The organism is Leucobacter rhizosphaerae, assembly GCF_022919175.1.
GTDB classification, from domain to species: Bacteria; Actinomycetota; Actinomycetes; order Actinomycetales; family Microbacteriaceae; genus Leucobacter; species Leucobacter rhizosphaerae.
Window position 1 is genome coordinate 1,076,766 of sequence record NZ_CP095043.1, and the last position, 13,070, is coordinate 1,089,835.

Consider the following 13,070-nt stretch of genomic DNA (forward strand, 5'->3'; position numbering starts at 1 on the left):
TTCGTCGTTGGAAGGTCGGGATCACGCGCGGTCGCGCACGGTGAAGGTGATGGGGAGTCGCACGGGGCCGTGATTGCCCGAGTCCGGGAGCCAGGTGTCGCCGCCCGGGCAGGAGAGGTCCGTGAACGACTCGGCGAGGAGCGGGAGCGCGACGCTCATGTCGGCGCGGGCGATGTAGTGCCCGAGGCAGTGGTGCACGCCGCCGCCGAAGGTGTGGTGGGGCTTGCGGCCCTCCGCCTCGATGTCGATCTGGGGGTCGGGGTAGGCCTCGGGATCCGTGCCGCTCGACATCGTGAAGAGGTGCACGGTGGTGCCTTTCGCGATCCGCAGCCCCTGGTACTCGAAGTCCTCGTTCGCCTCGCGGGTCACCCAGCGGGTCGTCGGGTTGGCCCGCAGCGCCTCTTCGAGCGCCGGCTTCGCCAGCTCCGCCGGGCGCTCGGCCAGCAGCTCCCACTGCTCCGGGTTCCGCATGAAGGTCTGCAGGATGAGTCCGAGCTGGTTGCGGGTGGTGTCCATGCCGCCGAACAGCATCAGTACGAGCGCGTTGCGGAGCTCGGCGTCCGTGAGCTTGTCTCCGGCCTCGGAGAACTGCACGAGCCGCGACACCACGTCCTGACCGGGGTCGGCTTTGCGCTCGCGGATCAGCTGATCGACGAAGTCGTAGAGCTCCTGCACCGCCACGTCGATCCGCTCGATGTCCTCCTTGATGGATACGCTGAGCGCGTAGCCGACCGTGTTCGCCCGGTCCGCGATGAACGGCCAGTGCTCGTGCGAGAGTCCCATCATCGCGCACAGGGCACGGGTGGCGAACGGCTCGGCGAAGTCGCCGACGAACTCGATCTCCTCGCCGCTCGCCGCCTTCGCCTTCATGGCGTCGATGAGCTCGGTGGCGATCTCCGCGAACTCGGGCTCCAGGCGGCGGGCCACCGTCGGGGAGAACGCGGGGTTGAGGAGGCGGCGGATGCGGTGATGCTCCTCCCCTTCCAGCACCAGGAGATTCTTGGACCACCAGTCGTGGAACAGCCCGGAGTGCACGCCGTGGTGATCCGGCCACTTCGCGCTGCCCTGGTTCAAGCTCGGGTGCTTGAGCAGCTCCGAGACCTCGCGGTACCGGAGCACGCCGTAGCCGTAGTTCGTCTCCGCGTACCAGCTGCGCTCGCGCGCTTCGCGCACCTGCTCCGAGCTCATGGCGAACTCGGGAGCGGCGATATCGAGGTACGGCACTTCGGTGTCGTCGGTCTGGGTGGCCATTCGTACTCCTTCGTCGAATATCCGGTCTGCGTGTCACCGCGAAGCCCGTTGTCCAAATAAACTATAGGTGAATGTATTCCAGCGCAAGTCTCCGTAACGAACTCGCAGGAATCGCGAAACGCAATCGCAATAAAACATTCACATAGTGAAGATTTACGGGTACACTGGCCTCACCGGGTCCCCAGATAGGCTGCTGCGGACCCCTTCTCTCGCACCTCAGTCGCCCGCACGCAAAGGAGCCGCGATGCCCGGATCCCCCGGCCCCCAGATCGCCATCGTGGGCAGCGGCCCCTCGGGGTGCTACCTGGCGCAGGCGCTCCTTCGGAGCCTGCCGCACGCCGAGATCACGATCATCGATCGCCTCGCGTCGCCGTTCGGCCTGATCCGCTACGGCGTCGCCGCCGACCATCAGCACACGAAGGCCATCACCCGTCAGTTCGAGCGCCTGTTCCAGGCGGGCAATGTTCGCTTCGCTGGCAACGTCGAGCTGGGGCGCGACGTGGGTCTCGACGAGCTCCGCGCGCACTTCGACGCCGTGGTGCTCGCAACCGGGCTGAGCGCGGATCGTGCGCTCGCGCTCCCGGGCGGCGAGCTGCCCGGGGTGATCGGGGCCGGCACCGTGACCCGGGCGCTGAATGCGCACCCGGACGAGCCGACGACACTGCCCGACCTCGGCTCCGACGTCGTGCTGATCGGCGCCGGGAACGTCGCGCTCGATCTCCTGCGGTTTCTCGTGAAGGCCGAGAGCGACTACGACGCCAGCGACATCGCGGATCCCGCGCTCGAGCGGTATCTCGGCAGCCCGGCCGCACGCGTGACCGTCGCGAGCCGGTCCGATGCTGCGCACGCGAAGGGCGACGCGCAGATGCTCCGCGAGCTCGCCGCGCTCCCCCGTGCCGTCTACCGGTTGCCCGACGACCCCGGCAGTGCGCTCGCCGACGACGGCGCGCTCGACCGCGCCCAGGCCGGCCGCCTCGCCGCGGTCGAGGAGCTCGTCGCGAGCGAGCGCCCCGCGCATCCCGGCCCCGCGGTCACCCTGCGATTCGGGGTGATCCCCGTCCGGATTCTCGGCGAGGAGCGCGTCGAGGCCGTGGAATTCGCCGCGGGCGACGACGTGGTCGTCGTGCCGGCGACGAGCGTCATCACCGCCGTGGGGTTCGCTGCGTCCGACCCCCTCGCCGAGCTGCTCGCCGACCACTCGGAGGTCGGGGGGATCGAGCCGGGCCTGTACCGCACCGGGTGGGCCAAGCGCGGCCCGAGCGGTGGGATCCCTGAGAACCGCGCCTGCGCCAAGTCGGTCGCCGAGGAGATCGTCGCGGACGTCACGTCGGGCGCACTCCCGGGTTCGGAGACTAGACTCGGCTTCGACGGGCTGCCGGCCGATGTCCGCGCCGCGTCCGTCGACTACGCGCAGTGGCTCCGACTCGAGCAGCACGAGCGCGAGCTCGCCCCGTCGGGCCGGATCCGCCGCAAGATCTCAGACCACGACCGGATGGTCGCCATCGCACACGACCGGGCGTAGACCGGGCCCGTGCACACCCCAGACGAGAGGAAGACCCCCGTGAAGTTCACCGTTCTCTACGGCACCGAATCCGGCAACTCCGAGCTCATCGCCGAGGATCTCGGCGCCAAGCTCCGCGAGACCGAGCTCGACGTCGAGGTCGCCGACCTGCAGGACACCGATCCCGCGAGCCTGGGCGCCGACCGCTTCGTGATCGTGGTCTGCTCCACGCACGGCGACGGCGACCTGCCGAACACGGCGATCCCGTTCGCGGAGGCCTTCGATGCGGCACTCCCCGACCTGACGGGGATGCGCTACGCCATGTTCGGGCTCGGTGACACGTTCTACGAGGCCACCTACAGCCAGGGCAGCGAGCACATCGACCGCCGGTTCGCCGCGCAGGGCGCGATCCGTGTTGGCGAGTACGGTCGGCACGACGCCTCGTCGTGGGACCTCGGCAGCGACGTCGCGCTCGAGTGGCTCCCGGGCGTGCTCGAGGCCGCCGCCGAGCCCGCCTCCGCCTAGGCTCTCCTCGCCCGCTCCACGAGCGCCCCGAACAGGCGCGCCCGATCCTCGAGGTCGGCCGCCGACTCCTCCGGGTGCCACTGGATGCCGAGCACCCAGCTCGCCGTGCGGTGCTGCGTGCCCTCGACGATGCCGTCGTGGGCACGAGCGGTCACGCGCAGCGCCGGGGCGACCTCGGCGACGGCCTGGTGATGCCCGTTCCGCACGGTCACCGCGGACGTGCCGAGGATCCGGGCGATCTCGGAACCCTCCTCGAGCCGCACCTCCTCGTCGATGAAGAGCGGGGATCCGGCGCCGCCGCGGTGCTGCGACCAGTTCTCGATGTCCGGGATCAGCGTGCCCCCGAACGCCACGTTCAGCAGCTGCGACCCCCGGCAGATCGCGAGCATCGGAAGATCCCGCGCCACGACCTCGTGCAGGAGCTCGATGCAGTACCGATCAGCGCGGAGGTCGACGCCGTACTCGTTCGCGGGTGGCGGGCCGGTGTACCCGTAGCACGAGCCGTCGACGTCTCCGCCGCCCAGGAAGAGCACCGCCGACGCCCCTGCGAGCACCGCGTCCGACGGCGTCAGCGAGACGGCCGCGGAGTCCACCAGGCGCGGACGCCCGCCCGCGGCACGCACGGCCTCGAACGCGGTGAGGGTGAACTCCCGCGTCAGGTCGTACGACAGCTGATTCATGCCGGGAGTGTTGAGCGAGACCACGACCGGGATGAGCGGACCCGCGGGATCCTCCGGGGACTCCCCCGTTCCCGGAGCGAAGAGTGCGGGATCGACCGCCAGATCGGCCATCGGACACATCCTTTCCGCAGCGGGTCGCTGCGCAGAGAGAACTCCGGGCGGCCCCGCTGGAGCCGCCCGGAGTTCGGAGGAGCCGGTCGATCTACGGGGCGACCGTCTTGATGGCCCCGCTGGCGTCGCCCGAGGGGGCGTCACCGCGCGCGTAGGCCTTGGAGACCAGCATGTAGATCCAGCCGACGACCACCACACCGACGGTGGTCATGATCAGCAGGTAGTCCTCCGCCCAGCCGCCGCCCGTGGGGCGCGGCCAGAGGATGTTGATGATCGCGATCGCACCCCAGAGCAGGGCGATGATGTTCACCGGGTAGGCCCAGGCGCCGAGGGTGAACCGACCCGCAGGCTTCCAGCCGAGGATGCGGGCCCGGAGTGCCGCCAGCACGACCATGCCGAAGCCGACGTAGATGCCGACCGTGCCGAAGCCGACCATCGCGGTGAGCGCCTCGGCGAGCAGGAGCGAGAACACGACCACGGCCGCGGGGAAGAGACCCGCCGCGAGCAGCGCGTTCTGCGGCACGTGCCGCGCCTCGTTGAAGCGGGCGAGCATCGTCGATCCCGGCAGGAACCGGTCACGCGCCATCGAGTAGAGCAGACGGCTCGCCGCGGCCTGCAGGCTCGTGATGCACGAGATGAAGGCGATGACGATGACGAGCATGACGACCGGGAAGATCGGGCCGAAGGCATTGTGCAGCAGGTCGCCGATCGGATCCGTGGACTCGCCGCTCGCGACCGCTGCAAAGTCGGGCACCGCGAGCACCAGCGAGAAGACCAGGAGGTTCGCGGCGAAGCCGCCGATGTAGAGGGTGATCCGCATGGCGCGCGGCACCCGGCGACTGGGGTCCTTGATCTCCTCGGCGACGTCGCCGTTGGCTTCGAAGCCGTAGTAGGCGAAGAGGCCGATCAGCGCCGCGGCGGCGAAGGCTCCGAAGTAGCCGCCCGGGGCGTCGTTGCCGATGCCCTGGTTGTCGAAGAGCACCGAGAAGTCGTGCACCCGGCCGAAGATGAGCAGGTAGCCGCCGATGACCACGGAGCCCACGAGCTCGGCGATCAGGCCGATCGTCGCGGCCATGCTGAGCACGCGCGTCCCCATGAAGTTGAGGACCGTCGCGACGAGCAGCGTGCCGAGTGCGATGAGCACCGTGCCGCCGGCGTCGACCACCCCGCCGAAGACCGAAGCGACGAAGGGTGCGGCACCGTAGGCGACCGCGGCGATCGTGCCGATCAGGGCGACGACGTAGATCCAGCCGTTCATCCAGGCCCACTTGCGGCCCCACAGTCGGCGCGACCAGGGGTAGACGCCACCCGCGACCGGGTAGTTCGAGACGACCTCACCGAAGATGAGGGCGACGAAGAACTGTCCGACGAGGGCGATGACGAGCGCCCAGGCCATGGGCGGCCCCGCGGTCCCGAGCGAAATCGCGAACATCGAGTAGACGCCGGCGATCGGTGAGAGGTAGGTGAATCCGAGCGAGACGTTTCCCCAGAAACTCATCTCTCGCTTGAAGGTCGTGTCGTAGGTGTAGCCGAGAGACGCGAGGTGGGCGGCATCCTCGTCGTGCTCGACTGGTGGGTTCGCGGTATCCATGGTCGTCAGGTACTCCCTCGTACATGTGACAGCTCAGCCGCACTCCCGTGAGTACGGTCGGATACAACCTATATGTGAATGTTTTAACTTGCAAGACACTGAGCGGGAAATCAACCGCATCGAAATGTAGAGGCTCTCAATTCATGCAAATGTGAATGAATTGTTTCCGAGTGATGACGGCGCCGGAAGACGCCAGCGGGCGGGAATGGCGACCGCCATCCCCGCCCACTTCGCGCTGCAGATCTCTCCTCGAGTGACCCCTGCCTAGAGCATCACGTAGAACTTCTCCAGCGTCTCCGTGATCTTCCAGGTGCCCGTCCACCCGGTCGGGAACGAGGCGACGTCGCCGGGGCCGAGCTCGACGGGCTGCCCGCCCTCCTCGGTCACCGTCATACGCCCGGAAAGCACGTGGATGACCTCTCCGAGGTCCGTGAAGTCCCACTCCGACTCACCCGGCTCGCACCGCCAGAAGCCGGTGTGCACTCCGCGCTCGCCATCCGAGGTGAACTCTTCGAGCCAGGTGCGGGTCGGGCCGGTCGTCGACGTGCCGAGCGGCGCCTCGAGCGGGCCGGATTCGGGGATACGCGCGAACACCTCGGAAACACTCACATGCTGCGTCACTGCAACCTCCATCGGTTCTGGGACCCCGTCGCGGGCCCGCGCGCAACACTCTAGCGCGCGCTATCGCGTCGTGAACACCTTGCTCGTGATGCGCCAGACGCCCTCGCGACGGACGAGCCCGAAGAAGTTCCGGAAGTCGGCCCCGAGGAACTGCCGCTCGTCGAGCACCGCGCTCGCCACGTCGCCGACCACCTCGATGCTGTGGATCTCAGCCGCGTACCCCGGGCCGGCCGGGTCCGCGGTGCCGATGACCTCGGTGGCGAACGCGCCCCCGGTCATCGTGACGAACTCCGGCCCGAGGTACCCCCACATGACCGCGTTTTCGTCGAACGCATCGCGCACCGCAGCGGGATCCGCGGCGCGGCACCCGTCGACGTAGCGTTGGACCGCGGCTCTCACATCTTCGTGCATGCCCCCACCCTACGATCCGCCCCGATCCTCTCGGTAGCACCGGAGTGCAGGGCGCTTGTCGCGCCGCGCTCCGGGCCCGATCCCGGCGATACGATGGGCACGAGACGCTCTTCCGCTCCGACGCAGTGAGGACCCCCGGTGCCCCAGATCCCCTTCCTCGACGCCGCCGCGGTGCGCCGGGCGCTCCCCGCCGAGCGCGCGATGCAGGCCCTGGACGCGGCCCTGCGCACGGAGATCGACCCAGAGGTCGACGCGCCGCGCCTGTTCAGCCCGGCTCCGCACGGTGAGTTCCTCCTCATGCCCGCGCAGGGACCCGAGTTCAGCGGGCTCAAGGCGCTCACCGTCGCACCGGGCAATCCCGCCCGGAACCTGCCCAAGATTCAGGGCCTGTACCTCCTCATCGATTCCGACTCGCTCGCTCCGGTGGCGATTCTCGAGGGGTCCTCCCTCACCGCGATCCGAACCGCCGCCGTGACACTGACCGCGATTCGATACCTGGCCGCCGCGGCTCCTGCCACGGACCGGCCGCCGGCGCGACCAGAGTTCCTCGTGATCGGTGCGGGGGTGCAGGCGGAGAGCCACATCCGTGCGGCGCGGGCAGCCCTCCCCGGTGCGGAGTTCACCGTCGCCGGCCGCCGCCCCGAGCGCGTCGCGGCGCTCCGTGCGGCGCTCGGCGGCGACGACACCCGGGCCCTCGATCCTGCGCCCGGCGCCCTCGACCGAGCGGTCGCCGAGGCCGACGTGATCCTCTGCGTCACGAGTTCGGACACCCCCGTCTTCGACGGCTCGCTCGTGCGCGGCGGTGCGATCGTCGCCGCCGTCGGCACGCACGGCCGCGACCGCCGGGAGGTCGACGACCGTCTCGTCGCCCGGGCGGACCTCCTGGTCGAGGGCCGCCGCTCCGCCGAGCGGGAGAACGGGAACCTGGCCACCGCGCTCGGCCCCGCCGACTGGGCGGCCCCCAGCGCACCCCGCAACCTGCGAGAGGCCGCGCTCGGCCGGCTCAGCCGCCGCCCGGGACACCCCGCGCTCTACACGGGCGTCGGGATGTCCTGGGAGGATCTCGTCTGCGCCGCCGCCGCCTTCACCGCGTCGACGTCCGGGCGCGAGTGACCACCCGCACGTGCTTATTGGTCAACCCGCCAGTAAGGGCTAGACTGAGGCGACTCACGCGATCGATCCGGAGGAGACACTGATGACCGCATGGCGCATGCCCATCGAGGGGCACGAACAGGAACGGCTGTGGATGGCCTGGCCGACCTCGGGTTACACCCTGGGCGACACCGAGGCCGAGGTCGAGGAGGCGCGGCGCACCTGGGCCGCCGTCGCGAACGCGGCGAGCGAGTACGAGGCGGTCACCGTCGTCGTCAACCCGGGTGACGAGGACATCGCCGCGAGGTATCTCGCGTCGCAGATCGACCGTCACGTCGCGCCGCTCAACGACGCCTGGATGCGCGACATGGGTCCGAGCTTCGTCATCGGCGACAACGGCGAGCTCGGGGCGGTGAACTTCGTGTTCAACGGCTGGGGTGGTCAGGAGTGGGCCGAGTGGGAGCACGATCAGCACATCGGCCGGATCGTGGCCGAGGCGTCGGGTGCCACGCTCATCAACTCCGAGATGACCAACGAGGGCGGCGGGATCCAGGTCGACGGCACCGGACGCGTCATCCTCACCGAGACCGTACAGCTCGATCCGGGCCGCAACCCCGGGTGGACCCGTGCGCAGGTCGAGGCCGAGCTCGCCCGCACGATCGGCACGACGAGCGCCATTTGGCTCCCTCGCGGCCTGTTCCGCGACCACGACACGTTCGGCACACGCGGGCACTCCGACATCCTCGCCGCGTTCGCGACCCCGAGCCAGCTCCTCATGCACCGGCAGGACTCCGAGTCGCACCCCGATCACCAGATCGCCCGGACCAATCGCGACGTCGTGGAGCGCACCCTCGACGACACCTCGGCCGGCTTCGAGATCATCGACATGCCCGCGCCCACGGTGCTGCGCGACGCCGAGGGGTTCGTGGACTACAGCTACATCAACCACCTCGTGATCAACGACGCGGTGCTCGCGTGCGCGTTCGACGACCCCGCCGACGATCGGGCGCTCGCCACCCTGCGCGAGGTCTACCCCGGCCGCACCGTCGTCGGCATCGACGCGCGCCCGCTGTTCGCCCGCGGCGGCGGCATCCACTGCATCACGCAGCAGCAGCCGAAGGCCGCCTGAGGCGGGAGCCGCACCCCGACGGAGCGCGCAGTCCCGCATGGTGGATTCATGCGGGACTGTGCGACATTCACACTCGGCAACCCCGTCTGACCTGCGAGACTGCAGTGACGCCACGCGCTGATGGCGACCGCTCGACACGAAGGAACCCCATGCCTGCCGCTGCCCTCACCCCGGAACTCGAACTCGTCGTCGCGCGCGCCGCGGCCGCCGCGCCCGCGTTCGCCGCGACCAGTCCGACGGAGCGGGGCCGCGCGATCGTCGCCGTCGCCGATGCGCTCGAGGGCGCGAAGGCGTCTCTCGTCGAGATCGCCGCGCGCGAGACCGGGCTCACCGAGGCCCGGCTCACCGGGGAGGTGACGCGGACCGCGGTGCAGCTCCGTCTCTTCGCCGACACGCTCGTGCACGGCGGCTACCTCGACGCACGCATCGACCCCGCGGACGACGACTTCGCGCTCGGCGTCCGCCCCGACGTGCGCCGCGTGCTGATCCCAGTCGGTCCGGTCATCAACTTCTCGGCGTCGAACTTCCCCTTCGCCTTCTCCGTCCTGGGGGGCGATTCGGCGTCGATCCTGGCCGCCGGCTGCCCGCTCATCGTGAAGGCGCACTCGGGGCACCCGGAGCTCTCCGACGCCACGGCCGAGGTCGCCGCGACCGCCCTGCGCGCCGCGGGCATGCCGGAGGGGGTGTTCCAGCTGATCCACGGCCGTGAGGCGGGGGTCGCCGTGCTGCAGGATCCGCGGGTGCGCGCCGGCGCCTTCACCGGCTCGATCAGCGTCGGCCGCTTGCTCGCCGACCTCGCGGCGAATCGTCCGGCTCCGATCCCGTTCTTCGGCGAGCTCGGCAGCGTCAACCCGGTCTTCCTCACCGCCGCGGCGATCGCGGAGCGCGCTGCGGAGATCGCGAGCGGATACGTCACGAGCGTGTCCGGCTCCGCGGGGCAGCTCTGCACGAAGCCCGGCTTCGCGTTTGTGCCGGAGGACTCCGAGCTTCCGGCCGCGATCGCCGCGGCCGCCGTCGACCTCGCCGAGCACCGGCTGCTCGACCCCCGGATCTCTCGGAGCTTCGACGAGCGCCGTCAGGCGATCCTCTCGGCACCCGGGGTCCGGCCCATCGTCGAGGGCGGCATCCGCTTCGACGACGCGGGGCACGGCTGGGCCACCCCGACGATCGTCGCGGTGTCCCTCGAGGACTTCCGCACGAGCCGGGAGGCGCTCGTCGAGGAGGCGTTCGGCCCCCTCTCCATCGTCGTGGAGACGCCCGATGGCACCGACCTCGCCGCGCTCGTGCCGGAGTTCTTCGAGGGCAACCTCACGGGAACGCTGCACGTGAGCGAGGCCGAAGGTGCGGGATCGACCGCCAACGCCCCGGCCCTCCGCGCGCTCGTCGAGGCGCTCAGCCAGCAGGTCGGCCGGGTCCTCTTCAACGGCTGGTCGACCGGCGTGGCCGTCACACCCGCCCAGCAGCACGGCGGCCCGTGGCCCGCGACGACCAACGACACGAGCACTTCCGTCGGCACCGCGGCGATCACCCGCTTCCTCCGGCCCGTCGCGTACCAGAACGCTCCGGCCGCGTTCCTGCCGCTCGCCCTCCAGGACGCGAACCCGCTGGGGGTCCCGCAGGCGATCGCCCCCGCGGGCGAATCGCGGAGCTGGGGCAGCGCCGCAACCGCCTAGCCCGGCGGTGCACCCGCGGCATACACTGAGCACATGACCCGCGCCATGCTCCGAACCGCCGCCCTCGCCACCGCCGCCACCGCCGCGCTGCTGCTCTCCGCGTGCGCGGGCGGCGCGTCGGCCGGCATCGAGGGCGTCTGGGGCGATCCCGACGCGGAGGGTGCGCCGTCGCTCGAGTTCCTCGCCGACGGCACCTACGCCGGCACCGACGGCTGCAACCGCCTCGGCGGCGACTACACGCAGGCCGACGACGGCACGATCGACCTCGGCATCATGCGCTCGACGATGATGTACTGCGAGGGGGTCGACACCTGGCTCGTGCAGGCCCACGAGGCCACGCTCATCTCGGACGAACTGGTCTTCCGCGACGAGCAGGGTGCCGAGATCGGCACCCTCGCTCGCCACGATCAGTGAGCTAGTTCCAGAGCACCGCCAGCGCGACGTTCACCACGGAGAGCCCGGCGATCGCGCCCAGCACCCCGCCCGACACGCTCGGCTTCTTGCGGTTCATCAGGATGATCACGATGATCGCGACCAGCACCAGCGTCTTCACACCGATCTTCATGTTGTTGGGTGCACCGCCCAGCATGTAGATCGACGCGACCAGCAGCAGGCCCGTCGCGAACAGGAGCGACGCTCCGTGCAGAATCCCGGGGGTGATGCGGGCACGGCCCGCCTTCACCGCCGGGAGCTGCGCCAACGTGCTGCCGAACACCGCACCGAACGCGATGAGGTGCAATACCACCAGAATGCCTTTTATGATCTCCATGGCCCTATTCTTCCAGGTCCGGGAGGTCCGGTTCGACCGGAGGCCTAGTGGAAGAAGTGGCGCTCGCCCGTGACGTACATGGCCACGCCGGCGGCTTTCGCGGCCTCGATGACTTCGGGGTCGCGCACCGAGCCGCCCGGCTGCACGACGGCGCGCACGCCGGCGTCGAGCAGCACCTGCAGTCCGTCGGCGAACGGGAAGAACGCGTCGGAGGCCGCGACCGAACCGGCGGCCCGGTCCCCCGCCCGCTCCACTGCCAGGCGGCAGGAGTCGACGCGGTTCACCTGTCCCATGCCGACGCCGACCGAGGCGCCGCCGTTCGTCAGCAGGATCGCGTTCGACTTCACCGCGCGGCACGCGCGCCACGCGAACTCGAGCTCGGCGAGCGTCTCCTGGTCGACCGGCTCACCCGTGACGAGCTCCCACTCGGACGCCGGCGCGAAGGAGCGGTCCGTGTCCTGCAGCAGGAAGCCGCCGGAGACCTGCCGCAGCTCCACGGGGTTCGCGGTGAACTCCGTGGGCAGCACGAGCAGGCGCACGTTCTTCTTCTGCGTGAGCACGGCAAGGGCCTCGGGCGCGAAACTCGGTGCGATGATGACCTCGGTGAAGATTCCCGCGAGCGTCTCGGCCATGCCGCCCGACACCTCGCGGTTCGCCGCGACCACCCCGCCGTAGGCGGAGACCGGATCGCACGCGTGAGCCAGCTCGTGGGCGGCCGCGATCGGATCGGCGGCGCCCTCCGGAGCGATCGCGATGCCGCAGGGGTTCGCGTGTTTGATGATCGCGACGGCGGGGGCCTCGTGATCGAACGCCGCGCGCACGGCGGCGTCGGCGTCGACGTAGTTGTTGTACGACATCGCCTTGCCGTGGAGCTGGGTCGCCTGCGCGATCCCCGCCCCCTCGGTCTCGCTGAACAGCGCGGCGCGCTGGTGGCTGTTCTCGCCGTAGCGCAGCACGGACTCGCGCAGGCCGAACATCTCGTACCCGACGTACCCCTCGGTCGTCTCGAAGATGCTGTCGACCGACGCATCGGCGGCGACGTCCTCCGACACCGGCGCATCGCCCCAGGCCCGATCCTCCTGGTCGAGGAACCAGTTCGCCACCGCCGCGTCGTACTGCGCGGTGTGCACGAAGGCCTCGGTCGCGAGCGAGCGGCGCTGCGCGAGGGTCGTCCCGCCCGCGCGCACGGCCTCGATGATCTCGTCGTAGCGCGCCGGGGAGACGACGATGGCAGCGTTCGCGTGGTTCTTGGCCGTCGCGCGCACCATCGCCGGTCCGCCGATGTCGACGTTCTCGATGACGTCCGCGGCGGGCTTGCCCGAGAGCACGGTCTGCTCGAACGGGTAGAGGTTCACGACGACGAGCTCGAACGCGCTGTAGCCGAGCTCCGCCATCTGCGCCCGGTGGTCGGCGAGGCGCAGGTCGGCGAGCAACCCCGAGTGCACGGCCGGGTGGAGCGTCTTCACCCGACCGTCGAGGGCCTCGGCGAACCCCGTCACCTCCGCGACGTCGGTGACCGCGTGACCAGCCTCGCGGATCGTGGCCGCGGTCGATCCGGTGGAGACGATCTCGACGCCGGACTCGGCGAGCGCGCTCGCGAGATCGAGCAGACGGGTCTTGTCGCTCACCGAGATGAGCGCGCGGCGCACCTCGATCTGATCGCGGTGCTCGTAGAGGCTGGGATCGTGGCTCTGGACTGCCATGGGGATTCCTTCG

The 13,070-nt window shown here is 70.2% G+C and carries 13 protein-coding genes; 6 read left to right on the forward strand and 7 right to left on the reverse strand.

The window, feature by feature from the left end:
• Positions 1-21: 21 nt before the first annotated feature.
• Positions 22-1,251, reverse strand: coding sequence for a cytochrome P450 (locus MUN76_RS04875; RefSeq protein ID WP_244687657.1), 1,230 nt, complete (start codon positions 1,249-1,251; stop codon positions 22-24).
• 244 nt (positions 1,252-1,495) lie between these two features.
• Between MUN76_RS04875 and MUN76_RS04880 the strand changes: the two genes are divergently transcribed.
• Together MUN76_RS04880 and MUN76_RS04885 are read left to right on the forward strand one after the other, a co-directional pair.
• On the forward strand, positions 1,496-2,773 hold the full coding sequence (locus MUN76_RS04880; protein WP_244687659.1) for an FAD-dependent oxidoreductase: 1,278 nt from the start codon (positions 1,496-1,498) through the stop codon (positions 2,771-2,773).
• Positions 2,774-2,812: 39 nt separating this feature from the next.
• A complete protein-coding gene (locus MUN76_RS04885) occupies positions 2,813-3,277 on the forward strand; it encodes a flavodoxin domain-containing protein (RefSeq protein ID WP_244687660.1) in 465 nt (154 codons plus the stop codon).
• Here MUN76_RS04885 and MUN76_RS04890 read toward each other — a convergent pair.
• From MUN76_RS04890 to MUN76_RS04905, 4 genes are all read right to left on the reverse strand, one after another.
• Positions 3,274-4,068, reverse strand: a complete 795-nt coding sequence (locus MUN76_RS04890; protein ID WP_244687662.1) for a gamma-glutamyl-gamma-aminobutyrate hydrolase family protein — start codon at positions 4,066-4,068, stop codon at positions 3,274-3,276. The two genes, MUN76_RS04885 and MUN76_RS04890, sit on opposite strands and share 4 nt — an antisense overlap.
• A gap of 91 nt (positions 4,069-4,159) precedes the next feature.
• The gene (locus tag MUN76_RS04895) at positions 4,160-5,659 is read right to left on the reverse strand and encodes an APC family permease (RefSeq protein ID WP_244687684.1); all 1,500 of its coding nucleotides are present in this window, start codon (positions 5,657-5,659) and stop codon (positions 4,160-4,162) included.
• Between the two features lie 264 nt (positions 5,660-5,923).
• The gene (locus MUN76_RS04900; RefSeq protein WP_244687686.1) at positions 5,924-6,280 is read right to left on the reverse strand and encodes a cupin domain-containing protein; all 357 of its coding nucleotides are present in this window, start codon (positions 6,278-6,280) and stop codon (positions 5,924-5,926) included.
• A gap of 60 nt (positions 6,281-6,340) precedes the next feature.
• A complete protein-coding gene (locus MUN76_RS04905; RefSeq protein WP_244687688.1) occupies positions 6,341-6,691 on the reverse strand; it encodes a nuclear transport factor 2 family protein in 351 nt (116 codons plus the stop codon).
• Between the two features lie 138 nt (positions 6,692-6,829).
• Here MUN76_RS04905 and MUN76_RS04910 point away from each other — a divergent pair, with 138 nt between their 5' ends.
• The 4 genes from MUN76_RS04910 to MUN76_RS04925 all read left to right on the forward strand — a co-directional run bounded on the left by MUN76_RS04910 (position 6,830) and on the right by MUN76_RS04925 (position 10,999).
• Complete coding sequence (locus tag MUN76_RS04910; RefSeq protein WP_244687690.1) at positions 6,830-7,804, forward strand: ornithine cyclodeaminase family protein; 975 nt, start codon at positions 6,830-6,832, stop codon at positions 7,802-7,804.
• 82 nt (positions 7,805-7,886) lie between these two features.
• Positions 7,887-8,912, forward strand: a complete 1,026-nt coding sequence (locus MUN76_RS04915; RefSeq protein ID WP_244687692.1) for an agmatine deiminase family protein — start codon at positions 7,887-7,889, stop codon at positions 8,910-8,912.
• A 149-nt stretch (positions 8,913-9,061) separates the two neighbouring features.
• Positions 9,062-10,585 (forward strand): aldehyde dehydrogenase (NADP(+)), encoded by a 1,524-nt coding sequence (locus tag MUN76_RS04920; protein ID WP_244687694.1) that lies wholly within the window; start codon positions 9,062-9,064, stop codon positions 10,583-10,585.
• 33 nt (positions 10,586-10,618) lie between these two features.
• Positions 10,619-10,999, forward strand: coding sequence for an META domain-containing protein (locus tag MUN76_RS04925; RefSeq protein ID WP_244687696.1), 381 nt, complete (start codon positions 10,619-10,621; stop codon positions 10,997-10,999).
• Position 11,000: 1 nt separating this feature from the next.
• Here the strand turns inward: MUN76_RS04925 and MUN76_RS04930 are convergent, their stop codons facing one another.
• Together MUN76_RS04930 and purH are read right to left on the reverse strand one after the other, a co-directional pair.
• Entirely contained in the window at positions 11,001-11,354 is a 354-nt protein-coding gene (locus MUN76_RS04930) for a hypothetical protein (protein WP_244687698.1), read from the reverse strand.
• A 44-nt stretch (positions 11,355-11,398) separates the two neighbouring features.
• Positions 11,399-13,057, reverse strand: coding sequence for a bifunctional phosphoribosylaminoimidazolecarboxamide formyltransferase/IMP cyclohydrolase (gene purH / locus MUN76_RS04935; protein WP_244687700.1), 1,659 nt, complete (start codon positions 13,055-13,057; stop codon positions 11,399-11,401).
• Between the last annotated feature and the right edge of the window lie 13 nt (positions 13,058-13,070).

What these genes read in the sequence shown, in the direction of transcription:
- MUN76_RS04875 (WP_244687657.1), bottom strand. Translation starts at nt 1,251, where the DNA reads ATGGCCACCCAGACCGACGACACCGAAGTGCCGTACCTCGATATCGCC.
- MUN76_RS04880 (WP_244687659.1), top strand. Translation starts at nt 1,496, where the DNA reads ATGCCCGGATCCCCCGGCCCCCAGATCGCCATCGTGGGCAGCGGCCCC.
- MUN76_RS04890 (WP_244687662.1), bottom strand. Translation starts at nt 4,068, where the DNA reads ATGGCCGATCTGGCGGTCGATCCCGCACTCTTCGCTCCGGGAACGGGG.
- MUN76_RS04895 (WP_244687684.1), bottom strand. Translation starts at nt 5,659, where the DNA reads ATGGATACCGCGAACCCACCAGTCGAGCACGACGAGGATGCCGCCCAC.
- MUN76_RS04905 (WP_244687688.1), bottom strand. Translation starts at nt 6,691, where the DNA reads ATGCACGAAGATGTGAGAGCCGCGGTCCAACGCTACGTCGACGGGTGC.
- MUN76_RS04915 (WP_244687692.1), top strand. Translation starts at nt 7,887, where the DNA reads ATGACCGCATGGCGCATGCCCATCGAGGGGCACGAACAGGAACGGCTG.
- MUN76_RS04920 (WP_244687694.1), top strand. Translation starts at nt 9,062, where the DNA reads ATGCCTGCCGCTGCCCTCACCCCGGAACTCGAACTCGTCGTCGCGCGC.
- MUN76_RS04925 (WP_244687696.1), top strand. Translation starts at nt 10,619, where the DNA reads ATGACCCGCGCCATGCTCCGAACCGCCGCCCTCGCCACCGCCGCCACC.
- MUN76_RS04930 (WP_244687698.1), bottom strand. Translation starts at nt 11,354, where the DNA reads ATGGAGATCATAAAAGGCATTCTGGTGGTATTGCACCTCATCGCGTTC.
- purH (WP_244687700.1), bottom strand. Translation starts at nt 13,057, where the DNA reads ATGGCAGTCCAGAGCCACGATCCCAGCCTCTACGAGCACCGCGATCAG.